Source organism: Enterobacter sp. PTB (assembly GCF_051130085.1).
GTDB lineage: Bacteria > Pseudomonadota > Gammaproteobacteria > Enterobacterales > Enterobacteriaceae > Enterobacter > Enterobacter ludwigii.
This window is the reverse complement of the sequence record NZ_JBDKEE010000031.1, coordinates 16438-43157: the sequence shown is the minus strand read 5'-3', so window position 1 is coordinate 43157 and position 26720 is coordinate 16438. Positions and strand designations below refer to the sequence as shown.

The following is a 26720-nucleotide window of genomic DNA, read 5'->3' as shown; positions in this document are numbered from 1 at the left end:
TGCCAGGCATCAATTAAAAGAACCCCGTACCGTATGGTGCGGGGTTTTTTGCTTTTTGGGCTTCTTACTTCCTCCTTGAAACTTTCTCACCTTCCGCTTGCAGACTCGACATTCAGCCTGTTTCTGGGTATCGTTAGCTGTCTGGATGTCTAAACGTTTATACGTATGCTGTGAGGATATGAGGTTATGCCGATTCGGGTGCAGGACGAGCTACCAGCCGTCAATTTCTTACGTGATGAAAACGTCTTTGTGATGACGACTTCACGCGCTACAGGTCAGGAAATTCGCCCGCTGAAGGTGCTTATTCTCAATCTGATGCCGAAAAAGATCGAAACAGAGAACCAGTTCCTGCGTTTGCTTTCGAACTCGCCGCTGCAGGTTGATATCCAGCTGCTGCGAATCGATGCCCGTGAGTCGCGAAATACGCCTTCTGAGCATCTGAATAATTTTTACTGTAACTTCGACGACATTCGCGACGAAAACTTCGACGGGCTGATTGTGACCGGTGCACCGCTGGGCCTGGTCGAATTTAATGATGTTGCCTACTGGCCGCAGATCAAACAGGTACTGGAGTGGGCTAAAGATCACGTCACGTCCACGCTGTTTGTTTGTTGGGCGGTGCAAGCCGCCCTGAATATCCTCTATGGGATCCCCAAACAAACCCGCACTGAGAAGCTTTCAGGTGTTTACGAGCACCACCTTGTCCAACCTCACGCCCTGTTGACGCGCGGGTTCGATGACTCCTTCCTGGCCCCACACTCGCGCTACGCCGATTTCCCGGCACAGCTGATTCGTGATTACACCGATCTCGATATCCTGGCCGAAACCGAAGACGGGGATGCTTACCTGTTTGCCAGTAAAGACAAGCGCATTGCCTTTGTTACCGGGCATCCTGAGTACGATCCGAACACCCTCGCGTCGGAGTATTTCCGTGACGTTGAAGCCGGTCTGAATCCGGACGTTCCGTACAACTATTTCCCCAAAAACGATCCACAGAACAAACCGAGAGCCACCTGGCGTAGCCACGGGAATTTGCTGTTTACGAACTGGCTCAACTATTACGTCTACCAGATCACACCATACGATCTGCGCCACATGAATCCAACGCTGGAGTAATCTTCTGTACTAAACGATCCTAAAGCGTTTCAGCTATTCACATCAGGCACCTTCGGGTGCCTTTTTCATTTCCGAAATACCACTCAACAAACAATAAAACTTTAATTTCATATTAATCAATGTGTTAAAGGTATTTAATAATTAAAATGGAAATTGTTTTTGATTTTGGAAAAAATATAGATAGTCTTAATTCTGCTGAGCGAAAACTACACAACGATCTTTCGTTCGCATCGGGGGCGTGATTTTGGATCTTTGATGAGGAGCAGAGTAATGACTCAACAGGCAACGACGGTCGATGAACTGGCCTTTACCCAGCCGCATGGCGAACAAGAACAGCAAATTTTGACAGCAGACGCTGTCGAATTCCTGACCGAACTGGTGACCCGCTTTACGCCAACGCGCAATAAGCTGCTGGCGGCACGCATTCATCAGCAGCAGGAAATTGATGATGGCAAGTTGCCTGGGTTTATTTCGGAAACAGCTTCCATTCGCCGTGGTGAGTGGAAAATCCGCGGCATTCCGGATGATTTACAGGATCGGCGCGTCGAAATCACCGGCCCGGTGGAGCGCAAAATGGTGATCAACGCCATGAACGCGAACGTAAAAGTCTTTATGGCGGATTTTGAGGACTCACTGGCGCCGGACTGGCATAAGGTCATCGACGGGCAAATCAATCTGCGCGATGCCGTGAATGGCACCATCAGCTATACCAACGAAGCCGGCAAAATCTATCAACTGAAACCCAATCCGGCGGTTCTGATCTGTCGCGTACGTGGACTGCATCTGCCTGAAAAGCATGTCACCTGGCGTGGCGAAGCCATTCCGGGCAGTCTGTTTGACTTCGCCCTCTATTTCTTCCACAACCACAAGAATCTGCTGGCAAAAGGCAGCGGCCCCTATTTCTATCTGCCGAAAACACAGGCCTGGCAGGAAGCGGCCTGGTGGAGTGAAGTGTTTAGCTTCACGGAAGATCGTTTCAACCTGCCGCGCGGCACCATTAAAGCCACCCTGCTGATTGAAACGCTGCCTGCCGTGTTCCAGATGAACGAAATTCTGCATGCGCTGCGCGACCATATTGTTGGGCTGAACTGTGGACGCTGGGATTACATCTTCAGCTACATCAAAACCCTGAAAAATCATCCCGATCGTGTGCTGCCGGATCGCCAGGTGGTCACCATGGATAAACCGTTCCTGAGTGCCTACTCACGCCTGTTGATTAAGACCTGCCACAAGCGTGGGGCCTTTGCGATGGGTGGAATGGCGGCATTTATCCCAAGCAAAGATGCTGAACGTAACAATCAGGTGCTCAACAAGGTGAAAGCCGATAAAGAGCTTGAAGCACGAAATGGCCATGACGGAACGTGGATCGCGCATCCGGGTCTGGCGGATACGGCAATGGACGTCTTCAACCGCGTACTCGGTGAGAACAAAAACCAGCTGTTTGTGACGCGTGATGAGGATGCCCCAACGGCTGAAGAACACCTGCTGGCACCGTGTGCGGGCGAGCGTACGGAAGAGGGCATGCGCGCCAATATCCGCGTAGCCGTCCAGTACATTGAAGCGTGGATCTCCGGTAACGGCTGCGTGCCGATCTACGGCCTGATGGAAGATGCCGCTACCGCCGAAATCTCTCGCACTTCAATTTGGCAGTGGATCCACCATCAAAAAACACTCAGTAACGGCAAGCCGGTGACCAAATCCCTGTTCCGTCAGATGCTGGCCGAAGAGATGCGGGTGATCCAGGACGAACTGGGTGAACACCGCTTCAGCAGCGGACGTTTTGATGACGCCGCACGCCTGATGGAGCAAATCACCACATCCGATGACTTAATCGACTTCCTGACCCTGCCGGGCTACCGCTTCCTGGCGTAATTCACCCCACAACAATATGGAGCATCTGCACATGAAAACCCGTACCCAACAAATCGAAGAATTGAAGAAAGAGTGGACCCAACCTCGCTGGGAAGGCATCCGCCGCCCGTATAGCGCGGAAGAGGTGGTGAAATTGCGTGGCTCGGTCAACCCGGAATGTACCCTGGCGCAGCGCGGCGCGGCGAAAATGTGGGATCTGCTGCACGGCGGTGCCAAAAAAGGTTACATCAATAGCCTCGGCGCGCTGACTGGCGGCCAGGCCCTGCAGCAGGCGAAAGCCGGCATCGAAGCCATCTATCTTTCCGGCTGGCAGGTTGCGGCGGACGCCAACCTGGCCTCCAGCATGTATCCGGATCAGTCGCTCTATCCGGCAAACTCGGTACCAACCGTGGTGGATCGGATCAACAACACCTTCCGCCGTGCGGATCAGATCCAGTGGGCGGCAGGCATTGAGCCAAACGATCCGCGTTTTATTGACTATTTCCTGCCAATCGTCGCGGATGCGGAAGCGGGATTCGGCGGCGTGCTGAACGCCTTTGAGCTGATGAAATCGATGATTGAGGCCGGTGCAGCGGCCGTTCACTTCGAAGACCAGCTGGCGTCAGTGAAGAAATGCGGACACATGGGCGGGAAAGTCCTTGTCCCAACCCAGGAAGCGATTCAGAAGCTGGTTGCGGCGCGTCTGGCGGCTGACGTGCTCGGCGTACCCACGCTGGTGATTGCCCGTACCGATGCGGATGCGGCTGACCTGATCACTTCCGACTGCGATCCTTACGACAGCGAGTTCATTACCGGTGAACGCACCAGCGAAGGGTTCTATCGTACCCATGCTGGCATTGAACAGGCGATCAGCCGTGGGCTGGCATATGCACCGTATGCGGACCTGGTCTGGTGCGAAACCTCCACGCCGGACCTGGCGCTGGCAAAACGCTTTGCCGATGCTATCCACGCCAAATATCCAGGCAAACTGCTGGCCTATAACTGCTCGCCGTCCTTCAACTGGCAGAAGAAACTGGACGATAAAACCATCGCCAGCTTCCAGCAGCAGCTGTCCGACATGGGCTACAAATATCAGTTCATCACGCTGGCTGGCATTCACAGCATGTGGTTCAACATGTTCGACCTGGCGCATGCCTACGCGCAGGGTGAAGGCATGAAGCATTACGTTGAGAAGGTGCAGCAGCCGGAATTTGCTGCCGGTAAAGAGGGCTATACCTTCGTTTCGCATCAGCAGGAGGTCGGGACCGGTTACTTCGATAACGTGACCACTATCATCCAGGGGGGCACCTCCTCCGTCACCGCCTTAACGGGATCGACGGAAGAAGCCCAGTTCTGAGCCGTGTAACGCCCGGTGGCACGCTACCGGGCCTGTGAACATACTCCCTCTCCCGTCGGGAGGGGGCCGGGGTGAGGGAGCATGAACAATGTCGCGTGGTCTGGAATTACTGATTGCCCAAACTATTCTGCAGGGCTTCGATGCCCAGTACGGACGTTTCCTGGAAGTCACATCCGGCGCGCAGCAGCGTTTTGAGCACGCCGACTGGCATGCGGTTCAGCAGGCCATGAAGCAGCGAATCCACCTTTACGATCACCATGTGGGTCTGGTGGTGGAGCAGTTGCGCTGCATTACCGACGGCAAAATCCCTGACGCGGAGTTTTTACTGCGCGTGAAGGAGCATTACACCCATCTGTTACCTGATTACCCGCGCTTCGAGATTGCGGAGAGCTTTTTCAACTCCGTCTATTGCCGGTTATTTGACCACCGCTCATTATCTCCTGAGCGGTTATTTATCTTCAGCTCCCAGCCGGAGCGCCGCTTTCGCACTATTCCGCGTCCGCTGGCGAAGGATTTCTTTCCCGATCGCGGCTGGGAAAAGCTCCTGCATCGCGTATTAACGGATTTGCCGCTGCGTTTGCCCTGGGAGAATAAAACCCGTGATATCGGCTATATCTCTGCGCATCTCAAGGAGACCTTCGGCGAAGAGGTGCTCGGGCAAAGCCATTTGCAGGTTGCCAATGAGCTTTTTTACCGTAATAAGGCCGCCTGGCTGGTCGGTAAACTGATGACACCGTCGGCCATTGTGCCGTTTCTGTTACCCATCCATCGTACCGATGACGGTGAACTGTTTGTTGATACCTGCCTGACGACCAGCGCCGAGGCCAGCATTGTCTTTGGTTTCGCCCGCTCCTACTTTATGGTGTATGCCCCGCTGCCTGCTGCTCTGGTGGAGTGGTTGCGCGAGATCCTCCCGGGGAAAACCACCGCCGAGCTGTACATGGCCATTGGCTGTCAGAAACACGCCAAGACGGAAAGCTATCGGGAATATCTGCGCTATGTCACCACGGCAGATGAGCAATTTATCGAAGCCCCCGGTATTCGCGGCATGGTGATGCTGGTCTTTACCCTGCCGGGTTTTGATCGGGTGTTTAAGGTCATCAAAGATACGTTCGCGCCGCAGAAGGAGATGACCGCTGCTCACGTCCGCGCCTGCTACCAGCTGGTTAAAGAGCACGATCGCGTCGGGCGAATGGCGGACACCCAGGAGTTCGAGAACTTTGTGCTGGATAAGCAGCAGATCGATCCGGCATTAATGGCATTATTACTGCAGGAAGCGCCGGCGAAAATCACCGACCTGGGCGACAAAATTGCCATCAGCCATCTCTATATCGAACGCCGCATGATCCCACTTAATATCTGGCTGGAGCAGTCCGAAGGTCAGGCATTACGGGATGCCATAGAAGAATACGGCAACGCTATCCGTCAGCTTGCCGCCGCGAATATCTTCCCGGGCGACATGCTGTTTAAAAACTTCGGGGTCACCCGTCACGGGCGGGTGGTGTTCTACGATTACGATGAAATTTGCTATATGACTGAGGTGAATTTTCGCGATATACCGCAGCCCCGCTATCCGGAAGATGAACTGTCCGGCGAGCCGTGGTACAGCATCTCACCGGGAGATGTCTTTCCTGAGGAGTTTCGCCACTGGCTGTGCGCTGACCCGCGCATCAGGCCACTGTTTGAAGAGATGCATGATGACCTGTTCCGCGCCAGCTACTGGCGGGGCCTGCAGACGCGCATCAAGAATGGGCATGTGGAAGATGTGTATGCCTATCGCCGCAAACAACGGTTTTGTATCCGGTATGCGGTGTAATGCCCCCTCTCCCGACGGGAGAGGGATTCAGGTGCACCCGATGTTATCGAATCCCGCCATATGCCAGCGTGACCTCTTTCGCCGCCTTAATCACCAGCGCACCTAACTCCGTGACGCGGTCATCGGTCATACGGGAAATCGGTCCGGAGATCGAAATGGCGGCAAACGGCTCGCGGTGCTCGTCAAAGATGCAGGCTGCAATACAGCGCAGTCCTAACGCATGCTCTTCGTCATCAAACGAATAGCCGCGCTTGCGGGTCAGGGCCAGATCTTCTTTCAGATGTACCGGTGAGACCAGCGTGGCGTGGGTGTAGGCGTGCAGCCCTTTCCGGTGCAGCAGTCCGGTGACCTGCTCTTCGCTGAGCTGCGACAGAAACGCTTTCCCCGCCCCGGAGGCATGCATCGGCAGCTTGCCGCCAATCGGTGCCGACATACGCATTAGCTGCGTGCACTGTACCTGGTCGATGATAATGGCCTGATGGTCGCTCTGGTCGAGCACGGCCAGGTTTACCGTCTCGCCGGAATCTTCCATCAGCTTACGCAGAATAGGGTGCACAATCGCCAGCAGGTTGCGGCTCTGCAGGAAGCTGCTGCCGACGATAAACGCATGTGCGCCCACCGCCCAGTGTCCCAGCTCGCCCACCTGGCGCACAAAGCCCAGCTGCTGCATCGTGGTCAACAGTCGATGGGTCGTTGAGTTCGGCAGGCCAGCCTGCTGTGCCAGCTCTGTCAGGGCCACGCTGCTGTGTGACTCGGCTATCCATTCCAGCAGCTTCAAACCGCGCGTGAGCGATTGAACCTGTCCGCCCTGAGAGGCGGCGGTGGTGGCAGCAGGTTTTCTGCCGCGTTTAGCGGGAACGGTCGTGACCATGACGAACTCCTTTTTCTGTATCGTGGAAATCATTTTCGTTTTATTTGGTGATTTTGCAACCGTTATCCTGACTGATCGGATGAGTGATAGTGAACATGTCTCATGTTACCGCTGTGTGACTTTTACACCCTGCGAGATTGTGCCAGTATGGACTGCTGGCCTTTTGGCCTGGTTGAGCGTTGTCGGGAGCAAGTGTGAGCAGCAAAGTAGAGCAACTGCGTGCGCAGTTAAATAAACGAATTCTGGTGCTGGACGGCGGCATGGGTACCATGATCCAGAGCTATCGTCTGAGTGAAGACGATTTCCGCGGCGAGCGTTTCGCCGACTGGCCATGCGACCTCAAAGGTAACAACGACCTTCTGGTGCTCAGCAAACCGCAGGTCATTTCGGCGATCCACAACGCGTATTTCGAGGCGGGTGCGGATATCGTCGAAACCAACACCTTTAACTCGACAACCATCGCCATGGCGGATTACCAGATGGAATCCCTGTCGGCGGAGATAAACCTTGCCGCGGCAAAGCTGGCCCGCGCCTGCGCTGATGAATGGACAGCCCGTACGCCGGACAAACCGCGCTACGTGGCCGGGGTGCTTGGCCCAACCAACCGCACCGCGTCGATTTCACCCGATGTGAACGACCCGGCCTTTCGTAACATCAGCTTTGATCAGCTGGTGGCGGCGTATCGTGAATCGACCAAAGCGCTGGTGGAAGGCGGTTCCGATCTGATCCTGATTGAAACGGTATTCGACACCCTCAATGCCAAAGCCGCGATTTACGCGGTGAAAGAGGAGTTCGAGGCGCTGGGCGTCGACCTGCCGATCATGATTTCCGGTACCATCACCGACGCCTCTGGTCGTACCCTCTCCGGCCAGACCACAGAAGCTTTTTACAACTCCCTGCGTCACGCTGAAGCGCTCTCCTTCGGCCTGAACTGCGCGCTGGGTCCCGATGAGCTGCGCCAGTATGTGCAGGAACTTTCGCGCATCGCTGAATGCTATGTCACCGCACACCCGAACGCCGGCCTGCCGAACGCCTTTGGTGAATACGATCTGGATGCAGACACCATGGCGGCGCAAATCCGCGAGTGGGCCGAATCCGGTTTTCTGAATATCGTCGGTGGTTGCTGCGGTACCACGCCAGAGCATATTGCCGCGATGAGCAATGCGGTGGCGGGTCTGCCGCCGCGTCAACTGCCTACGCTGCCGGTTGCCTGCCGTTTGGCCGGCCTTGAGCCGTTGACCATCGGTGACGACAGCCTGTTTGTGAACGTCGGGGAGCGGACTAACGTGACCGGTTCGGCGAAATTCAAACGGCTGATTAAAGAAGAGAAGTACAGTGAAGCGCTGGACGTGGCCCGCCAGCAGGTTGAGAGCGGCGCCCAGATCATCGACATCAATATGGATGAGGGGATGCTCGACGCCGAAGCGGCGATGGTGCGCTTCCTCAACCTGATAGCCGGTGAGCCGGACATTGCCCGGGTGCCGATCATGATTGACTCCTCTAAGTGGGAAGTCATCGAGAAAGGGCTGAAGTGTATTCAGGGTAAAGGCATTGTTAACTCCATCTCGATGAAAGAAGGCATTGATACCTTTATCCACCACGCGAAGATGGTGCGCCGTTATGGTGCCGCCGTGGTGGTGATGGCCTTCGATGAAATGGGCCAGGCCGATACCCGTGCGCGCAAAATCGAGATTTGCCGCCGCGCATACAAAATTCTGACCGAAGAGGTGGGCTTCCCGCCGGAAGACATCATCTTCGACCCCAACATCTTCGCGGTTGCCACCGGTATTGAAGAGCACAATAACTACGCGCAGGACTTTATTGGCGCGTGTGAAGACATCAAACGCGAGCTGCCGCATGCGCTGATCTCCGGCGGCGTATCGAACGTGTCATTCTCCTTCCGCGGTAACGATCCGGTGCGTGAAGCTATCCACGCCGTGTTCCTCTATTACGCTATCCGTAACGGTATGGACATGGGGATCGTTAACGCCGGACAGCTGGCCATTTACGACGACCTGCCAGCGGAACTGCGCGACGCCGTAGAAGACGTGATCCTCAACCGGCGTGATGACGCCACCGAGCGCATGCTGGATCTGGCCGAGAAATACCGCGGCAGTAAATCCGATGCATCGGTAAACATTCAGCAGGCGGAGTGGCGTGCCTGGGACGTGAAAAAACGTCTGGAATACTCACTCGTTAAGGGAATTACCGAGTTTATTGAACAGGACACCGAAGAAGCACGACAGCAATCGACGCGCCCGATTGAAGTGATCGAAGGGCCGCTGATGGACGGCATGAACGTGGTCGGCGATCTGTTTGGCGAAGGCAAAATGTTCCTGCCGCAGGTGGTGAAATCCGCACGCGTCATGAAGCAGGCGGTGGCCTATCTCGAACCCTTTATCGAAGCCAGCAAAGAGAAAGGCTCCAGCAACGGTAAAATGGTGATCGCCACCGTGAAGGGCGACGTGCATGACATCGGTAAGAACATTGTGGGCGTCGTACTGCAGTGTAATAACTACGAGATTATCGATCTTGGCGTGATGGTGCCGGCGGATAAAATCCTCAAAACTGCGCGCGAAGTGAATGCTGACCTGATTGGACTTTCCGGGCTGATTACCCCGTCGCTGGACGAGATGGTCAACGTGGCGAAAGAGATGGAGCGTCAGGGCTTTACCATTCCACTGCTGATTGGCGGGGCGACAACGTCCAAAGCGCACACGGCGGTGAAAATCGAGCAGAACTACAGTGGTCCGACGGTTTATGTGCAAAACGCCTCGCGTACCGTGGGCGTCGTGTCGGCATTGTTGTCTGCCACCCAGCGTGATGATTTTGTCGCGCGCACCCGCAAAGAGTACGAGACCGTGCGTATTCAGCATGGCCGTAAGAAACCGCGGACGCCGCCGGTGACACTCCAGGCCGCACGCGATAACGATCTGGCGTTTGACTGGGCCAGCTATACGCCCCCTGTGGCGCATCGTCTGGGCGTTCAGGACGTCACTGCCAGCATCGAGACGCTGCGTAACTACATCGACTGGACACCGTTCTTCATGACCTGGTCACTGGCGGGTAAATATCCCCGCATCCTTGAAGATGAGGTGGTCGGGGAAGAAGCCAAACGCCTGTTCAACGACGCCAACGAAATGCTTGACCAGTTGAGTGCGCAAAAAAGCCTCAACCCGCGCGGCGTGGTGGGCCTGTTCCCGGCGAACCGTGTGGGCGACGACATCGAAATTTATCGCGACGAGACCCGCACGCACGTGCTGGCAGTAAGTCGCCATCTGCGCCAGCAAACCGAGAAAGTGGGCTTTGCTAACTACTGCCTGGCCGATTTCGTTGCACCGAAGCTTTCCGGGAAAGCGGATTATATCGGGGCGTTTGCCGTGACCGGGGGTCTTGAGGAAGATGCGCTGGCGGAGGCGTTCGACGCGCAGCACGATGATTACAATAAAATCATGGTGAAAGCGATTGCCGATCGTCTGGCTGAAGCCTTCGCTGAGTATCTCCACGAGCGCGTGCGCAAGGTACACTGGGGCTACGCGGCCAATGAGAACCTCAGCAACGAGGAGCTGATCCGCGAAAACTACCAGGGGATTCGTCCGGCTCCGGGCTATCCAGCCTGCCCGGAACACACCGAAAAGGGCACTATCTGGACATTGCTGGATGTAGAAGCCCATACCGGCATGAAGCTCACCGAGTCTTTCGCCATGTGGCCTGGGGCATCGGTGTCCGGCTGGTATTTCAGCCATCCCGACAGCAAATACTTCGCCGTCGCGCAGCTGCAGCGCGATCAGATTGAAGATTACGCCCTGCGCAAAGGCATGAGTGTCTCAGAGGTTGAACGCTGGCTGGCTCCCAATTTAGGCTACGACGCTGACTAACGTCACTTTTCCTTACAACAAACAGGGCGCTCATTGGGCGCCCTGTCTCTTTCTTACGTTTAAACCCTTATACTGAATCATAAAAACGTAGAACGATAAGGAGGAGAACCTTCCGTGCTGACCCTGTTACACTTGCTTTCCGCAGTAGCACTGCTGGTATGGGGCACGCATATTGTCCGTACCGGCGTTATGCGCGTCTTTGGCGCGCGCTTACGCACCGTTCTCAGCAGCAGCGTTGAGAAGAAGCCGCTCGCCTTCTGCGCGGGCATCGGCGTGACGGCACTGGTGCAGAGCAGTAATGCGACGACCCTGCTCGTGACCTCGTTTGTGGCGCAGGATCTGGTGGCGCTGGCACCCGCGCTGGTCATTGTGCTGGGCGCTGACGTGGGGACCGCGCTGATGGCGCGTATCCTGACCTTCGATCTCTCCTGGCTGTCGCCGCTGCTGATTTTTATCGGTGTCATCTTCTTCCTTGGCCGTAAGCAGACGCGTGCCGGACAGCTTGGCCGCGTGGGGATTGGCCTTGGGTTGATCCTGCTGGCGCTGGAGCTGATTGTGCAGGCGGTGACCCCCATCACCGAGGCCAACGGCGTTCAGGTCATCTTTGCCTCGCTGACCGGGGACATCATGCTGGATGCGTTGATCGGCGCGGTATTTGCCATCGTCAGTTACTCCAGCCTGGCCGCCGTGCTGCTGACGGCGACGTTAACCGCCGCGGGGGCGATCTCTTTCCCGGTCGCGCTGTGTCTGGTGATCGGGGCCAACCTTGGCTCTGGCCTGCTGGCGATGCTCAATAACAGCGCCGCAAACGCTGCAGCCCGGCGCGTGGCGCTTGGAAGCCTGCTGTTTAAGCTGGTGGGCAGCCTGATTATTCTGCCGTTTGTCTATCCGCTGGCTAACCTGATGGACAATCTCCCGTTACCGAAGGCTGAGCTGGTTATCTATTTCCACGTGTTTTACAACCTGGTGCGTTGCCTGGCGATGGTGCCTTTTGCTGAACCCATGGCCCGCTTCTGCGAACGGCTTATCCGGGATGAACCGGAGCTGGATGCGCGTCTGAAACCTAAGCATCTGGACACCTCCGCGCTGGATACCCCGGCACTGGCGCTGGCTAATGCCGCGCGCGAGACGCTGCGCATGGGCGATGCCATGGAAACGATGCTTGAAGGGCTGCAAAAGGTCATGCACGGAGAGCCGCGAGAAGAGAAAGAGCTGCGCAGGCTGGCGGACGATATCAACGTGCTCTATACCGCCATCAAGCTCTACCTGGCGCGTATTCCGCAGGATGAACTGGCAGAGGAAGAGTCCCGCCGATGGGCGGAAATCATCGAAATGTCGCTTAACCTCGAACAGGCCTCGGATATCGTGGAGCGTATGGGAAGTGAAATTGCTGACAAATCCCTTGCCGCGCGCCGCGCCTTCTCGGTTGAAGGCCTGAAGGAGCTGGAGGCGCTGCACGAGCAGTTGCTGAGCAACCTGAAGCTGGCGATGCTGGTCTTCTTCTCCAGCGACGTACCGAGCGCACGCCGCTTGCGTCGTAACAAACATCGATTCCGTATCCTCAACCGGCGCTACTCGCACGCCCACGTTGAACGACTGCACCAGCAGAACGTCCAGAGCATTGAAACCAGCTCCCTGCACCTGGGGTTGCTGGGGGACATGAAGCGTCTCAACTCGTTATTCTGCGCGGTCGCTTATAGCGTCATGGAGCAGCCGGATGAAGACGACGATCGAGATGAATATTAATCTCTGAAAGCGCCTTGATAAGGTGGTTAACCTCAAAACCAGCAGGTTTACGCCGGGCATGATGCCCGGTAACCGTCGGCTAATCTTTTTACCAGCCCAAACCTAAGGTATATTTCGCCTTTACAGGAGAAACTATGCTGCCAACTCAATCAACACGATTAAACAAATACATTAGCGAGAGCGGGATCTGCTCACGTCGCGAGGCGGACCGTTACATTGAACAGGGTAACGTGTTCCTCAACGGCAAACGCGCCACCATCGGTGATCAGGTCGTCCCCGGTGACGTGGTCAAAGTGAATGGTCAGCTCATTGAACCGCGTGATGCGGAAGACCTGGTATTTATCGCGTTGAATAAGCCGGTTGGCATCGTCAGTACCACGGAAGACGGCGAGCGGGACAACATTGTTGATTTCGTTAATCACAGCAGCCGTATCTTCCCGATTGGCCGCCTTGATAAAGACTCACAGGGGCTGATTTTCCTGACCAACCACGGCGATTTGGTGAACAAAATTCTGCGTGCCGGTAACGACCACGAGAAAGAGTACATCGTCACGGTCAATAAGCCGGTCACGGACGACTTTATCCGCGGTATGGGCGCAGGTGTGCCGATTCTGGGGACCGTCACGAAGAAGTGCAAGGTGAAGAAAGAGGCGCCATTTGCTTTCCGCATTACCCTTGTGCAGGGCTTAAACCGTCAGATCCGCCGGATGTGCGAGCACTTCGGTTATGACGTGGTGAAGCTCGAACGTACGCGCATTATGAACGTGAGTCTGTCCGGTATTCCACTGGGCGAGTGGCGTGATTTAACGGATGACGAACTGATCGAGCTGTTCAGGCTCATCGAGAATTCATCGTCTGAAGCGAAGCCAAAAACGAAAGCCAAACCGAAAACCCAAGCCATTAAGCGCCCGGTGGTGAAAGCGCCGCCATCAGAAGAGAAAAGCCGCGGCAAGCCTGCGGGCAAACGCTTCGTCCAGCCGGGCCGTAAAAAGAAAGGGCGCTAATTAGCGCCTTCCACGGGGTGAGGTATTGGCTGACCAGGAAAAGGTCGCTTCTTTATCGGGTTTATAAGCCTGCTCTTTTTTCAGCTTGCGGGCTTGTTTCGCCTCAGTTTCACGCTGAGCCATCAATTTATCGATGTACTCTTTTTTAACCTGATTGGTTTCGGCGTTAGTCAGCGTGCGGCCATGGGCGATACGAGCGCGGTCGAGGAGCGTTTTCAGTTCGCGCTGCTCAGCTTCCGTCATGTCTTTCTGGGTCAAACGTGGTGTAGCCATTGCTGAAGCCTCCTGAAGGGGAGGCTCCAGTGTAAAGCAAGCGAAGGAAATTAACCCTGTTTCACTGCATCTTTTTTCGCGGGCTCATTAATGGGTTTGCCTGACCAGTAGCCTGCCAGCAGCGAGCCGGACAGATTATGCCAGACGGAGAACAGCGCACCCGGCAGGGCCGCCAGCGGCGAGAAGTAGATCTTGCCCAGTGCTGCGGCCAGCCCCGAGTTTTGCATCCCCACTTCGATTGCCAGCGTACGACAGGTAGATTCGTCGAAACCAAACAGCTTCCCGCCCCAGTAACCGCCCAAAAGACCAAGGGTGTTATGCAACACCACCGCGATGATCACCACAAAGCCCACTGAGGCAATGTGCGATGCAGAGCCGGCAACCACAGCGCTGATGATAGCCAGAATGCAGACCATCGAGAAGGCAGGCAGGTACGGTTCAACGGCTTTGACCACGCGCGGGAACAGATGGTGAATCACCAGGCCCAGCGCAATCGGGATCACCACAATCTGCAGAATACTGAGCAGCATCCCCATGACGTCTACCTGAATCTGCGCATCCACATACAGACGCGTTAACAGCGGCGTGGCAATCACGCCCACCAGCGTTGAAACGGAAGAGATGGTCACCGAGAGCGCCACATCACCTTTTGCCAGGTAAATCATCACATTGGATGCCGTGCCGCTGGCCACGCTGCCAACCAGCACCATACCGGCGGATAAATCTGGCGGCATTTTAAAGGCCATGGCCAGCAGCCAGGCCGCAAGCGGCATGACCAGATAGTGCAGGAAAATCCCTGCCGCTACGGGGGCCGGGCGCGACAGGACGCGTTTGAAGTCGTCAATTTTCAGGTGTACGCCCATGCCGAGCATAATCAGCATCAGCAGCGTCGTGACCCACGGGCCAATGCCCGTAAAGTGGGTGGGAGTGTAATACGCGAGTACGGAAAGCAGCAGTGCCCACAACGGGAACAGCCGGGTGATGGCGGATAACATAGATAGTCCTTGCAGTATTGTCGTGTTGTTTAGTTATAAAAAAGCCGGGTCTGTGCCCGGCTTATAGGTATTGTTTATCGTGCTAACGAATTTTATTCAAACAAATTCTGATGAAGTTTTTGCACGACCTGCTCGGCCTGATCGGCTGGCACCAGGAAGCAGAGGTTGTAGCTGGAGGCGCCGTAGCAAATCATACGAATGCTGAACGGGTCGAGTACGCCGAAGACCTCTTTGCCCACGCCGCAGGCACGCGACAGCTTGTTGCCGATGATGGCAACCAGCGCCAGATCTTCTTCCACTTCCACGCGGCACAACTCAGAGAGTTCGATCAGCAACGACTGCGTCAGCAGGGTGTCGCCGGTTGACGTGGAGCCAGTGGTGTCCAGCGTCAGCGCGATGCTCACTTCGGATGTGGTGATCAAATCCACGGAGATATTATGGCGCGCGAGGATGCCAAACACTTCCGCCAGGAAACCGCGAGAATGCAGCATATTGTGGCTGTGCAGCGTCACCAGCGTCTGGCGGCGGCGCAGGGCCAGCGCTCGGAACAATGGCGGGTTTTCGGTTTTCTTGCACACCAGCGTACCGCCTGCTTTGGGATCCTTACTGGAGCCAACGAAGACCGGGATATCGCTGCGCACGGCCGGCAACAGCGTCGCCGGGTGCAATACTTTCGCGCCGAAGGTGGCCATTTCTGCCGCCTCTTCAAACGCGATCACATCAATGCGTTTCGCCGCAGAGACCACGCGCGGGTCGGTGGTGTAAATACCCGGCACGTCAGTCCAGATATCCACACGGGTGGCATGCAGCGCTTCGCCGAGCAGGGCTGCCGTATAGTCACTGCCGCCGCGGCCAAGCGTTGTTGTACGGCCTTTGGCTTCGCTACCGATAAAGCCCTGAGTGATCACCATCCCTTCTGCCAGGCGCGGAGCCAGCTGCTGCTGGGTCAGCTCGGCCAGCATTTCAACATCCGGCTCGGCACGGCCAAAGCGATCGCTGGTGCGCATGACTTTACGCACGTCAAACCATTGGGCATGGACGTTACGCTCGCGGAGGATCTCCACGAACAGCAGCGTGGACATCAGCTCGCCGTGGCTGACCAGTTCATCGGTCAGCGCGGTGGAGGTCGCCAGAGAGGCGGCTTCAGCCAGGGTAGTGATATTTTCCAGCAGGCGTTCCACTTCCTCACGGATCACGTTCGGATTCTGCAGACGTTCAAGGATGTTGAACTGAATTTTGCGCAGTGCGTCCAGCTTAACGAAACGTTCGGTTGCTTCCAGTCCTTCAGACAGAGAAACCAGCAGGTTCGTCACGCCAGCAGAGGCGGAAAGCACCACCAGGCGGGTATTCGGATCGGCCAGCACCACATCGGCGCTGCGGTTCATGGCATCGTAATCGGCCACACTGGTGCCGCCAAATTTGGCGACCACAAAACTCGTCATAACAACCTCGTGTCAGGGAATGAATAAAGCGACCTTGGCACAAGAATGAAACGAGAACAGGTGCAGGCGCAAAATACGGCCCTATAAATAAAATGTGGGGGAGGTCCTGTCAATGCTGGGATTATGCGGATTTTTTATGGGGGGGTACCCCTCAGTAACAGGACTTATAACAGGGCCATATTTTATGCTCCTTTTTACCGCCTTTTGACCGACATTTCGCCGCCCCTGAAGGGCGTTTCAGCAGCTATACTTTTCGGGTCTTTTCACCTGTGTTTGATGCAGGCCAGGGCAATGGCATAAAAACCATCACAATTTTTATTTGCAGGCGCTACAATCGACCGCAGTCACAATTCTCAAATCAGAAGAGTATTGCTAATGAAAAACATCAACCCAACGCAGACCGCTGCCTGGCAGGCACTACAGAAACATTATGATGAAATGAAAGACGTCACCATCGCGGACCTGTTCGCGAAAGATGCCGATCGTTTCAATAAGTTCTCCGCGACCTTCGATGACCTGATGCTGGTGGATTTCTCCAAAAACCGCATTACCGAAGAAACGCTGGCGAAGCTGCAGGATCTGGCGAAAGAGACTGAGCTGGCCGACGCCATCAAATCCATGTTCTCCGGTGAGAAGATCAACCGCACCGAAGACCGTGCCGTGCTGCACGTGGCGCTGCGTAACCGTAGCAATACTCCGATTGTCGTTGACGGCAAAGATGTGATGCCGGAAGTGAACGCAGTGCTGGAAAAGATGAAAGCTTTCTCTGAAGCGATCATCTCCGGAAGCTGGAAAGGCTACACCGGCAAACCGATTACAGATGTGGTTAACATCGGTATCGGCGGGTCTGACCTTGGCCCATTCATGGTCACCGAAGCGCTGCGCCCATACAAAAACCACCTCAACATGCACTTTGTTTCTAACGTCGATGGTACCCACATCGCCGAGGTGCTGAAGAACGTGAATCCGGAAACGACCCTGTTCCTGGTCGCGTCTAAAACCTTCACCACTCAGGAAACCATGACCAACGCCCACAGCGCGCGCGACTGGTTCCTGAAAACCGCAGGCGACAACAAGCACGTGGCGAAACACTTCGCCGCGCTGTCGACCAACGGGAAAGCCGTTAGCGAGTTCGGTATCGACACTGCGAACATGTTCGAGTTCTGGGACTGGGTGGGGGGTCGTTACTCTCTGTGGTCCGCTATCGGCCTGTCGATCATCCTCTCCGTCGGCTTCGACAATTTCGTTGAGCTGCTCTCCGGCGCGCATGCGATGGATAAACACTTCTCCACCACCGCACCTGAGAAAAATCTGCCTGTGCTGCTGGCGCTGATTGGTATCTGGTACAACAACTTCTTCGGGGCTGAAACCGAAGCGATTCTGCCATACGACCAGTACATGCACCGTTTTGCGGCCTACTTCCAGCAGGGCAACATGGAATCCAACGGTAAATACGTTGACCGTAACGGTAACGCTGTGGATTACCAGACTGGCCCAATCATCTGGGGCGAGCCAGGCACTAACGGCCAGCATGCGTTCTATCAGCTGATCCACCAGGGCACCAAAATGGTCCCGTGTGATTTCATCGCCCCGGCCATTACCCATAACCCGCTCTCAGACCACCATCCGAAGCTGCTGTCTAACTTCTTCGCACAGACTGAAGCGCTGGCGTTCGGTAAGTCTCGTGACGTGGTTGAGCAGGAATACCGCGACCAGGGTAAAGATCCGGCCACGCTGGACCACGTTGTGCCGTTCAAAGTGTTCGAAGGCAACCGTCCAACCAACTCCATCCTGCTGCGCGAAATTACGCCGTTCAGCCTGGGTGCGCTGATTGCCCTGTACGAGCATAAGATCTTCACTCAGGGCGCTATCCTGAACATCTTCACCTTTGACCAGTGGGGCGTTGAGCTGGGTAAACAGCTGGCAAACCGTATCCTGCCTGAACTGGGTGACGATAACGCGATTAACAGCCACGACAGCTCCACAAATGGTCTGATCAACCGTTATAAAGCATGGCGCGCGTAATTAAAGTGTCATGAAAAAGTGCCGGCGAAATGCCGGCATTTTTTTATCGGATAATCCCTGATGTCTGTTATTAAACTCAAATTCCTGTAGTGAGTTTAATCTGAAAATAGTCTTTAACCTGTTAATTGCTGCGGTTTATTTTAGGAAAATACGGATAATTACCGTCACGGGATCTAATTCTATTTCATTGATTTATATAAGTTATATTATTATCTAATCGTCCTTTTGTTTCCATTTTATCCAATTGTCCGAAAACCCTTCTTCTATTTATCCCTACGGCAAACCCTCACCTTTAGTTGTGTATACTCGAATCCGCCTGAAATTCTTTTTGGGCAAATCTCCATTCATTAAATGAAGGGAAATTCTTATGAAGAAAGTACTGTATGGCATTTTCGCCATATCTGCGCTTGCGGCGACATCTGTTAATGCGGCTCCGGTTCAGGTCGGAGAAGCGGCAGGTTCGGCTGCGACGTCTGCGTCTGCGGGGATTTCTACCGCGTCCAGCGCCAGCACCGTAAGTTCAGCCGTGGGTGTCGCCCTGGCGGCAACCGGTGGCGGTGATGGCTCCAATACCGGAACCACGACCACCACGACCACCAGCACCCAGTAATAACGGGTGTTTTAATCATAACCACACTTCGGTGTGGTTATTCTGGCTTTTCAGTAGCCTTCGGGACCTGTAGACCGGGTAAGCGCAGCATCACCCGGCAATAATGCGGAGAAGAGTCGTGAAGCGACCTGGGATCATCCTGATTTGTCTGCTTTTGCAGGCGTGCTCGGCCACCACCAAAGGGCTGGGCCATTCACTGTGGGAAAGCATGTTCGGTACGCCGGGCGTGCATCTGACCGATGACGAACTTCAGAACATGCCCTATGCCAGTCAGTACATGCAGCTCAACGATGGCCCGCAGCTGTTTGTGGTGCTCGCTTTCGATGAAAACGGGCAGCAGAAATGGGTGACGCAGGATCAGGCCACCATCGTAACGCAGCATAGCCGTATCGTGAAAACCCTGCTCGGGGGCGACAACCTGCTTGAAGTCAACAATCTCGCCGCCGATCCGCTGAACAAGCCGAACCAGATAACCGACGGGGCAAGCTGGACCCGCACGATGGGCTGGACCGAACACAAGCAGGTTCGCTATGCCACCGCCCGCTCCACCTTCCGCTGGGATGGCACGGACAGCGTCAATGTGGGCAGCGACGAAACCCGGGTTCGCGTGCTGGATGAAGAGGTCACTACCGATCAGGCAACCTGGCATAACCGCTTCTGGGTGGACGATGACGGCCAGATACGCCAGTCGTTACAGTATCTGGGTGCCGGATTCTTCCCGGTCAAAACCACGCTGATCAAGGCCGCGAAATCATGAAAACACTTATTCGCGTTGCGCTGATCGCAAGCTTTGCTACGCCGCTCGCATGGTCTGCCGGGACGGTGAAAGTCTATACGCAGGACAATACGAAGCCTAAAACATTGACCAACGCCGGACACTTGATCGATCTCGTCGGCCAGCCAAGGCTGGCGAACAGCTGGTGGCCGGGTGCGGTCATCAGTGAACGACAGGCGACGGTGGTGGCGGAGCAACAACATAACGCGCTGCTCGCCAGGCTAACAGGGCTGGCGGAGCAGGAAGAGGGTGACGACGCGGCGGCCATTAACAGCCTTCGCCAGCAGCTTAAGGCGCTGAAGGTCACCGGACGGTTGCCGGTCAATCTCGATCCGGACCACGTTCGCGTCGCGGAAACGGCTAACCCGTCACTGGAAGGCGAGTATACGCTCTGGCTACCTGTTCAGCCTTCTACCATTACCGTGTTCGGGCTTGTCAGCAGTCCGGGTGACAAGCCGTTTATGCCGGGTCGCGATGTGGCGAGCTATCTCGATGAACAACATCTGTTGAGCGGTGCGGATAAGAGCTACGCATGGGTGGTGTACCCGGACGGCCAAACGCAAAAAGCACCGGTAGCCTACTGGAATAAACGCCATATCGAACCGATGCCAGGCAGCGTCATTTTTGTCGGTTTTGCCGACCATTTCTGGACGAAGGCATATGACGGGCTGAACGCCGATATCCTTCACTCCCTGAAACAGCGGATACCGGAATAATGAAAAGAACCTATCTCTATAGCATGCTGGCGTTATGCGTGAGTGCCGCCTGCCATGCAGAAACGTATCCGGCACCCATTGGCCCGTCTCAGTCAGATTTCGGCGGCGTCGGTTTACTGCAAACGCCTACCGCGCGCATGGCGCGGGAAGGGGAAATCAGCCTCAACTACCGTGATAACGATCAGTACCGCTACTACTCCGCCGCTGTACAGCTGTTTCCGTGGCTCGAAACCACGCTGCGCTACACTGACGTGCGCACCAAACGGTACAGCAGCGTCGAGTCCTTCTCCGGCGATCAGACCTACAAAGATAAAGCGTTCGACGTGAAGCTGCGTCTGTGGGAAGAGAGTTACTGGATGCCGCAGGTCTCCGTTGGCGCGCGGGATATCGGCGGTACCGGTCTGTTTGATGCGGAATACGTGGTGGCCAGCAAAGCCTGGGGACCGTTTGATTTCTCACTCGGTCTCGGCTGGGGGTATCTGGGTACCAGCGGCAACGTGAAAAACCCGTTCTGCTCCTACAGCGACAAATATTGCTATCGCGATAACAGCTATCAGAAAGCGGGCTCCATCAACGGCGACCAGATGTTCCACGGCCCGGCCTCGCTGTTTGGTGGCGTAGAGTACCAGACGCCCTGGCAGCCGCTGCGCCTGAAGCTGGAATACGAAGGGAATGACTATTCACAGGATTTCGCCGGCAAGATTGAGCAGAAGAGCAAATTTAACGTCGGTGCCATTTACCGTGTGGCTGACTGGGCTGACGTTAACCTCAGCTATGAGCGTGGCAATACCGTGATGTTTGGCGTGACGCTGCGTACCAACTTTAACGATATGCGGCCACACTACAACGACAACGCGCGGCCTGCCTACCAGCCGGAGCCGCAGGATGCCATTCTGCAGCACTCCGTCGTGGCGAACCAACTGACCCTGCTGAAATACAACGCCGGCCTGGCGGATCCGAAGATTCAGGTGAAAGGCGATACGCTGTACGTGACCGGCGAGCAGGTGAAATACCGCGACTCGCGGGAAGGGATCGAGCGCGCCAACCGGATTATCATGAACGATCTGCCGGACGGGATCAGCACGATCCGCGTGACCGAAAACCGTCTGAACATGCCGCAGGTCACGACGGAAACGGATGTCGCCAGCCTTAAGCGCCATCTGGAAGGCGAACCGCTTGGGCATGAAACCGAGCTGGTGCAAAAACGCGTTGAGCCAGTGGTGCCAGACACCACCGAGCAGGGCTGGTATATCGATAAGTCGCGCTTTGATTTCCATATCGATCCGGTACTGAACCAGTCTGTTGGTGGGCCAGAAAACTTCTACATGTATCAGTTGGGCGTCATGGCGACGGCGGATCTGTGGGTCACCGACCACCTGCTGACCACCGGCAGCCTGTTCGGTAACCTTGCCAACAACTACGACAAGTTCAACTATACCAACCCGCCGAACGACTCGAAGCTGCCGCGCGTGCGTACTCGCGTACGTGAATATGTGCAGAACGACGCTTACGTAAACAACCTGCAGGCCAACTACTTCCAGTACTTTGGTAACGGTTTCTACGGCCAGGTTTACGGCGGTTATCTGGAAACGATGTTTGGCGGCGCGGGGGCTGAAGTGCTCTACCGTCCGGTAGACAGCAACTGGGCGTTTGGTCTTGATGCCAACTACGTGAAACAGCGTGACTGGCGCAGCGCGCAGGACATGATGAAGTTCACCGACTACAGCGTTAAAACCGGCCATCTGACGGCCTACTGGACGCCGTCGTTTGCCCCCGACGTACTGGTGAAAGCCAGCGTTGGTCAGTATCTGGCGGGGGATAAAGGCGGCACGCTGGATATCTCTAAACACTTCGACAGCGGTGTGGTGGTCGGTGGCTATGCCACGATCACTAACGTCTCGCCGGACGAGTACGGGGAAGGGGACTTCACCAAAGGCGTGTACGTCTCCATTCCGCTGGATCTGTTCTCGTCAGGCCCAACCCGCAGCCGTGCGGCAATTGGCTGGACGCCGCTGACGCGTGACGGTGGTCAGCAGCTGGGGCGTAAATTCCAGCTGTACGACATGACCAGCGATAAGAACATCAACTTCAGATGATGCGTGAGTGACCGGTAGCGTTACGCCTGCCGGGCACCTTACAAACGCCGCAACAGTCTCGCCGGGTTCCCGGCGTAAACCCCTTTCTCGGTGATGGACTTTGTCACCACGCTTCCCGCCCCAATCACCGCCCCATCGCAAATTGAGACAGCCAGAATGGTGGCCCCGCTGCCGATTGAAACGTCGTTGCCCACACGAATGTGTCCCCAGCTGCGCCGGTCGGCATTGGGTTTACCGTCGCGGAACATATCGTTGGCGAACATCACCCCATGGCCAATGAAACAGCGCTCGCCGACGGTGACGTACTCGCAGATGAAGGTATGGGACTGAATTTTGCTGTCAGCACCGATGTGCGAGTTAGCCTGGATTTCAACAAACGGGCCGATAAAGACGTTATCGCCCAGCGAACATTCATAAAGATTCGCGGGTTCGTAAATGACGACGTTTTCGCCGCAGACAACATGACGAATAGCCACCTGGCGTTGCTCTGGCATACATCTCCTTAGACTGGCATCGACATAATATGGAGGGTGCTGGTTTGCGCCGCAGTGACGAAGAGGGTGTCTTTGACATGTTTCAGCCCCTGCGCTTCGTAAAACCGGCGTGCGCGAGGGTTCTTTTCGAGGACTTCCAGCCACAGCAGATTTTCCGAACAGGCTTTTGCCTGGCGAATCACTTCCGCAAGGAGTTGCTCGCCGTAGCGGTGTCCCGTGGCATCCGGCAATAAATAGAGTTTATGCAGGAGCGTACCCGTCAGCCCCTCGGGCTCGATGGTCTGCTGGGTTGAGAATTTTGCGAAACCGACTGGTGTCTGTGCGCTGGCAATGAGCCAGTAAGTGCCCGGCTGCATCAGGCTGTCTGCTATCGCCTGCGGCGCGTATTCCTGCTCAAGAAAGGCGGCAAGCTCCGTCTGGCTTTCCCATAGATGCCCAAAGTGATGCCGGTAGCTGGCATACCCCATTTCACTCAGCTGTTTTGCATCATCCACGGTGGCGCGTTGAATGGTTACTTTCATCATCCCTTCGTCGAAATAAGTGTGTCACAGTGCAACATGCCACAGCGCTGAACATAATATAAACAAAAAATATAGATCACCGTCACATTTTTGCGTTATACAGGAACCTCGCCCTGGAGAATGAGGTGCTCTATGACATCCCTGACTCGCCCGCGCGTTGAGTTTATCTCAACAATCCTCCAGACCGTGCTGAACCTCGGTCTGCTGAGCCTTGGCCTGATACTGGTCGTCTTTTTGGGAAAAGAGACGGTGCATCTGGCGGATGTGCTGTTCGCCCCTGAACAAACCAGCAAATATGAGCTGGTGGAAGGCCTGGTGGTCTACTTTCTCTACTTTGAATTTATCGCGCTGATTGTGAAGTATTTCCAGTCAGGCTTTCACTTCCCGCTACGCTATTTTGTTTACATCGGGATCACCGCGATTGTGCGGCTGATCATCGTGGATCATACCTCCCCGCTCGACGTACTGATCTATTCGGCGGCGATCCTGCTGCTGGTGATCACGCTCTGGCTGTGCAATTCGAAACGGCTGAAACGGGAATAAAAAAATGGCGGCCCGGAGGCCGCCTAACAACAGTCACAAGTTGGGTCAATACAATACGTCTAAAGTTGAGGGTTGCAGTGGCATAACAAATGAAACTTAACCTTTCACACCGCCCGCCGTCAGGCCATTCACCAGCCAGCGCTGCGCCAGCAGGAACACGACGGTGATAGGGATGGCGGAGAGTACAGCCGCCGCAGCAAAGTCGCCCCACAAATAGTTCTGCGGATTGAGGTATTGCTGCATACCGACGGCCAGCGTATAGCTGTTGACATCACGCAGTAACAGGGAAGCGACCGGCACTTCGGTGATGGCTGCGATAAACGACAGGATAAAGACCACCGCCAGGATCGGCACCGACAGCGGCAGAAGCACCAGACGGAATGCCTGCCACGGGGTCGCGCCATCCAGCGCCGCCGCTTCTTCCAGCGAGCCGTCAATGGTTTCGAAATACCCTTTGATGGTCCACACATGCAGCGCGATACCGCCAAGATAGGCGAAGATGACGCCACCGTGGGTGTTCAGGCCGATAAACGGCACATACTGGCCCAGTCGGTCAAACAAGGCATACAACGCCACCAGTGACAGTACCGCCGGGAACATCTGGAAAATCAGCATCCCTTTCAGCAGCGTGGCTTTACCCGGGAAACGCATACGGGCAAAGGCGTAAGCACAGGTCGTGGAGAGTGCGACAATACCAATCGCGGTAATCCCGGCAATTTTCACCGAGTTCCACAGCCATAACAGCACCGGGAACGGCGGTGGCGTGACGCGGCCATCCGCGTGTTCAACGCTGAAGCCCAGCGCTAACTTCCAGTGCTCCCAGGAGATTTCATCCGGGATCAGGCTCCCGGTCGCGAAGTTACCGGCACGCAGGGAGATGGCGATGACCATCAGCAGCGGGAACATGATTGCCGCGATAAAAATCAGCAGCCCTAAATGCGTCGCGAAGAGGCGCAGTTTCTGAGATTTGGGTTGGACCATAGACATATTCTGTGCCCTCCTTAGTCGAATTTCATGCGTGTTGCTTTCAGGTTCACAATCGCCAGAGCGCCAACCAGCAGGAAGATCAGGGTGGCAATCGCTGCCGCCAGACCGAAGTCCTGACCGCCGCCGCCTTCGAAGGCGATACGGTAGGTGTAGCTGACGAGCAGGTCGGTATAGCCTGCCGGCGTGGTGGTGCCAAGACGGTCAGGCCCACCGTTGGTCAACAGCTGAATCAGCACGAAGTTGTTAAAGTTGAAGGCAAAGCTGGCAATCATCAGCGGCGTCAACGGCTTAATGAGCAGCGGCAGCGTAATCTTAAAGAAATTCTGGAACGGACCCGCGCCATCCATTGCCGAGGCTTCGTACAAATCGTCCGGAATCGCCTTCAGCAGGCCCATGCACAGGATCATCATGTACGGATAACCGAGCCAGGTGTTCACGATGATAATCATCGAGCGGGCGGTGATTGGGTCGCTGAACCAGGCCGGTTTGATGCCGAACAGCGCGCTCAGCATCATGTTGATTTCACCGAAGCTCTGGTTAAACAGCCCTTTGAAAATCAGAATCGAGATAAACGACGGGACGGCATACGGCAGAATAAGCAGCACGCGGTAAATGGCTTTCCCTTTCAGAGATTCCCACTGCACCAGACACGCCAGCACCATGCCCACGGCAACGGTCAGGATCACCGTCAGTATGGAGAACACTACGGTCCAGACAAAGATGGCGAAGAACGGTTTCTGGATCCCTTCATCGGTGAAGACGCGGGTGAAGTTGTCCCAGCCTATCGTCACGGTGTAGCCCGGGCTGAGCTTGTCATCACCCCATTTGCCATCAGCCGTAATGGACTGGTAGAAACCAATGTCGTTGTTTGGACGGTACTTTACGCCGCTCTGGTTGTTGGTCAGCGTGCCGTCGTCCGCCAGCGTATAAAGCGGTTGTGTTCCGGAGAACTGGCGCAGTGAACTCATGGTCACTTTGCTTTCGTCCGGCAGTTGGGCGGTAAGCTGCGTCAGTGCCTGACGGTTCTGCGTAATGATGCGCAGGTTAGCGCGTTCGCCTTCCGGCAGGGCCGCAGCCTCTTTTAAGGCCAGCTTCTGCTCGCCGCCAAATTTGAAAGCGTCGGAGACATAATTTTTGCCGGTTTCTTCGTCAGTGAGTGCTAACTTCCACTCGCTGCCCGCAGGATACAGGCCGAAGTTAAAGGTTTTGCCCGCCTGATAAGAGCGGTCCATCAGCACCTGTTGGGCGCGTTCCTGCGCAAGCTGGTTGGTGCTGCTGTAGTTGGTGAACGCGATAGCAATGGTACAAATCAGCGGGAACAGGACAAACAGGCCCATCCCGGCCACGCCCGGGTAAACATATCGCCAGGCATAGGCTTTACGGTTGGCGAAAATATACAGGCCAGCAGAGCTTAAAATCAGCGTCATGATGGCGAACAGATATTCCCCTTGTACGTACATTAAAACAACAAGGTAACCCACCAGCAGACACAGCAGACCCATTACAGACCACTTCAGGGCAGAGCTTTGCCACCAGTGTTTCTTTTTAATGACATCCATGGGGTTCTTCCTCTACAACACATTTTGTTCTCCCTCTCTCCGCAG

General features: G+C 55.5%; 21 protein-coding genes. 13 read left to right on the top strand and 8 right to left on the bottom strand.

The window, feature by feature from the left end; translation table 11 throughout:
• Positions 1–186: 186 nt before the first annotated feature.
• The 4 genes from metA (at position 187) to aceK (ending at position 6140) form a co-directional block, all read left to right on the top strand.
• Complete coding sequence (metA, locus tag AAIR21_RS24215) at positions 187–1116, top strand: homoserine O-acetyltransferase MetA (RefSeq protein WP_014168174.1); 930 nt, start codon at positions 187–189, stop codon at positions 1114–1116.
• A 270-nt stretch (positions 1117–1386) separates the two neighbouring features.
• The gene (gene aceB / locus AAIR21_RS24210) at positions 1387–2988 is read left to right on the top strand and encodes a malate synthase A (protein WP_032681929.1); all 1602 of its coding nucleotides are present in this window, start codon (positions 1387–1389) and stop codon (positions 2986–2988) included.
• A 31-nt stretch (positions 2989–3019) separates the two neighbouring features.
• Entirely contained in the window at positions 3020–4324 is a 1305-nt protein-coding gene (gene aceA, locus AAIR21_RS24205; protein ID WP_020882864.1) for an isocitrate lyase, read from the top strand.
• 88 nt (positions 4325–4412) lie between these two features.
• A complete protein-coding gene (gene aceK / locus AAIR21_RS24200; RefSeq protein ID WP_020882863.1) occupies positions 4413–6140 on the top strand; it encodes a bifunctional isocitrate dehydrogenase kinase/phosphatase in 1728 nt (575 codons plus the stop codon).
• Positions 6141–6183: 43 nt separating this feature from the next.
• On the opposite strand, the gene iclR is transcribed toward aceK, so the two are convergent.
• Positions 6184–7011 carry a glyoxylate bypass operon transcriptional repressor IclR gene (gene iclR, locus AAIR21_RS24195; RefSeq protein ID WP_020882862.1) on the bottom strand — a complete coding sequence of 276 codons (828 nt, stop codon included), beginning with the start codon at positions 7009–7011 and terminating at the stop codon, positions 6184–6186.
• 194 nt (positions 7012–7205) lie between these two features.
• Here iclR and metH point away from each other — a divergent pair, with 194 nt between their 5' ends.
• From metH to rluF, 3 genes are all read left to right on the top strand, one after another.
• Positions 7206–10889 (top strand): methionine synthase, encoded by a 3684-nt coding sequence (gene metH, locus AAIR21_RS24190; protein ID WP_126488532.1) that lies wholly within the window; start codon positions 7206–7208, stop codon positions 10887–10889.
• Between the two features lie 114 nt (positions 10890–11003).
• Positions 11004–12635: a Na/Pi cotransporter family protein gene (locus AAIR21_RS24185; protein ID WP_020882860.1), complete on the top strand. Its 1632-nt coding sequence runs from the start codon at positions 11004–11006 to the stop codon at positions 12633–12635.
• Between the two features lie 134 nt (positions 12636–12769).
• The gene (gene rluF, locus AAIR21_RS24180) at positions 12770–13639 is read left to right on the top strand and encodes a 23S rRNA pseudouridine(2604) synthase RluF (protein ID WP_025206405.1); all 870 of its coding nucleotides are present in this window, start codon (positions 12770–12772) and stop codon (positions 13637–13639) included.
• Here rluF and AAIR21_RS24175 read toward each other — a convergent pair whose 3' ends face one another.
• The 3 genes from AAIR21_RS24175 to lysC all read right to left on the bottom strand — a co-directional run bounded on the left by AAIR21_RS24175 (position 13640) and on the right by lysC (position 16349).
• The gene (locus AAIR21_RS24175; RefSeq protein ID WP_014168182.1) at positions 13640–13912 is read right to left on the bottom strand and encodes a DUF3811 domain-containing protein; all 273 of its coding nucleotides are present in this window, start codon (positions 13910–13912) and stop codon (positions 13640–13642) included.
• 50 nt (positions 13913–13962) lie between these two features.
• On the bottom strand, positions 13963–14907 hold the full coding sequence (panS, locus tag AAIR21_RS24170) for a ketopantoate/pantoate/pantothenate transporter PanS (protein ID WP_014168183.1): 945 nt from the start codon (positions 14905–14907) through the stop codon (positions 13963–13965).
• A gap of 92 nt (positions 14908–14999) precedes the next feature.
• Positions 15000–16349 (bottom strand): lysine-sensitive aspartokinase 3, encoded by a 1350-nt coding sequence (gene lysC / locus AAIR21_RS24165; RefSeq protein ID WP_014168184.1) that lies wholly within the window; start codon positions 16347–16349, stop codon positions 15000–15002.
• Positions 16350–16724: 375 nt separating this feature from the next.
• On the opposite strand from lysC, the gene pgi reads away from it, so the two are divergent.
• The 5 genes from pgi (at position 16725) to AAIR21_RS24140 (ending at position 22571) form a co-directional block, all read left to right on the top strand.
• On the top strand, positions 16725–18374 hold the full coding sequence (pgi, locus tag AAIR21_RS24160; RefSeq protein WP_025206404.1) for a glucose-6-phosphate isomerase: 1650 nt from the start codon (positions 16725–16727) through the stop codon (positions 18372–18374).
• Positions 18375–18741: 367 nt separating this feature from the next.
• Positions 18742–18984 (top strand): exopolysaccharide production protein YjbE, encoded by a 243-nt coding sequence (gene yjbE, locus AAIR21_RS24155; RefSeq protein WP_014168186.1) that lies wholly within the window; start codon positions 18742–18744, stop codon positions 18982–18984.
• Positions 18985–19102: 118 nt separating this feature from the next.
• A complete protein-coding gene (locus AAIR21_RS24150; RefSeq protein WP_025206403.1) occupies positions 19103–19741 on the top strand; it encodes a YjbF family lipoprotein in 639 nt (212 codons plus the stop codon).
• Positions 19738–20475 carry a capsule biosynthesis GfcC D2 domain-containing protein gene (locus AAIR21_RS24145; RefSeq protein ID WP_047954910.1) on the top strand — a complete coding sequence of 246 codons (738 nt, stop codon included), beginning with the start codon at positions 19738–19740 and terminating at the stop codon, positions 20473–20475. The genes AAIR21_RS24150 and AAIR21_RS24145 overlap by 4 nt, the downstream gene beginning before the upstream one ends.
• Complete coding sequence (locus tag AAIR21_RS24140; RefSeq protein ID WP_014168189.1) at positions 20475–22571, top strand: YjbH domain-containing protein; 2097 nt, start codon at positions 20475–20477, stop codon at positions 22569–22571. The genes AAIR21_RS24145 and AAIR21_RS24140 overlap by 1 nt, the downstream gene beginning before the upstream one ends.
• A gap of 38 nt (positions 22572–22609) precedes the next feature.
• On the opposite strand, the gene AAIR21_RS24135 is transcribed toward AAIR21_RS24140, so the two are convergent.
• Both AAIR21_RS24135 and AAIR21_RS24130 read right to left on the bottom strand, forming a co-directional pair.
• Positions 22610–23065, bottom strand: coding sequence for an acyltransferase (locus tag AAIR21_RS24135; protein WP_079231505.1), 456 nt, complete (start codon positions 23063–23065; stop codon positions 22610–22612).
• A gap of 8 nt (positions 23066–23073) precedes the next feature.
• The gene (locus AAIR21_RS24130; protein WP_032669599.1) at positions 23074–23589 is read right to left on the bottom strand and encodes a GNAT family N-acetyltransferase; all 516 of its coding nucleotides are present in this window, start codon (positions 23587–23589) and stop codon (positions 23074–23076) included.
• Between the two features lie 129 nt (positions 23590–23718).
• Between AAIR21_RS24130 and psiE the strand changes: the two genes are divergently transcribed.
• The gene (gene psiE / locus AAIR21_RS24125) at positions 23719–24129 is read left to right on the top strand and encodes a phosphate-starvation-inducible protein PsiE (protein ID WP_020882851.1); all 411 of its coding nucleotides are present in this window, start codon (positions 23719–23721) and stop codon (positions 24127–24129) included.
• Between the two features lie 96 nt (positions 24130–24225).
• On the opposite strand, the gene malG is transcribed toward psiE, so the two are convergent.
• On the bottom strand, positions 24226–25116 hold the full coding sequence (malG, locus tag AAIR21_RS24120) for a maltose ABC transporter permease MalG (protein WP_014168193.1): 891 nt from the start codon (positions 25114–25116) through the stop codon (positions 24226–24228).
• A 14-nt stretch (positions 25117–25130) separates the two neighbouring features.
• Positions 25131–26675 carry a maltose ABC transporter permease MalF gene (gene malF / locus AAIR21_RS24115; protein ID WP_020882850.1) on the bottom strand — a complete coding sequence of 515 codons (1545 nt, stop codon included), beginning with the start codon at positions 26673–26675 and terminating at the stop codon, positions 25131–25133.
• Positions 26676–26720: the final 45 nt, after the last annotated feature.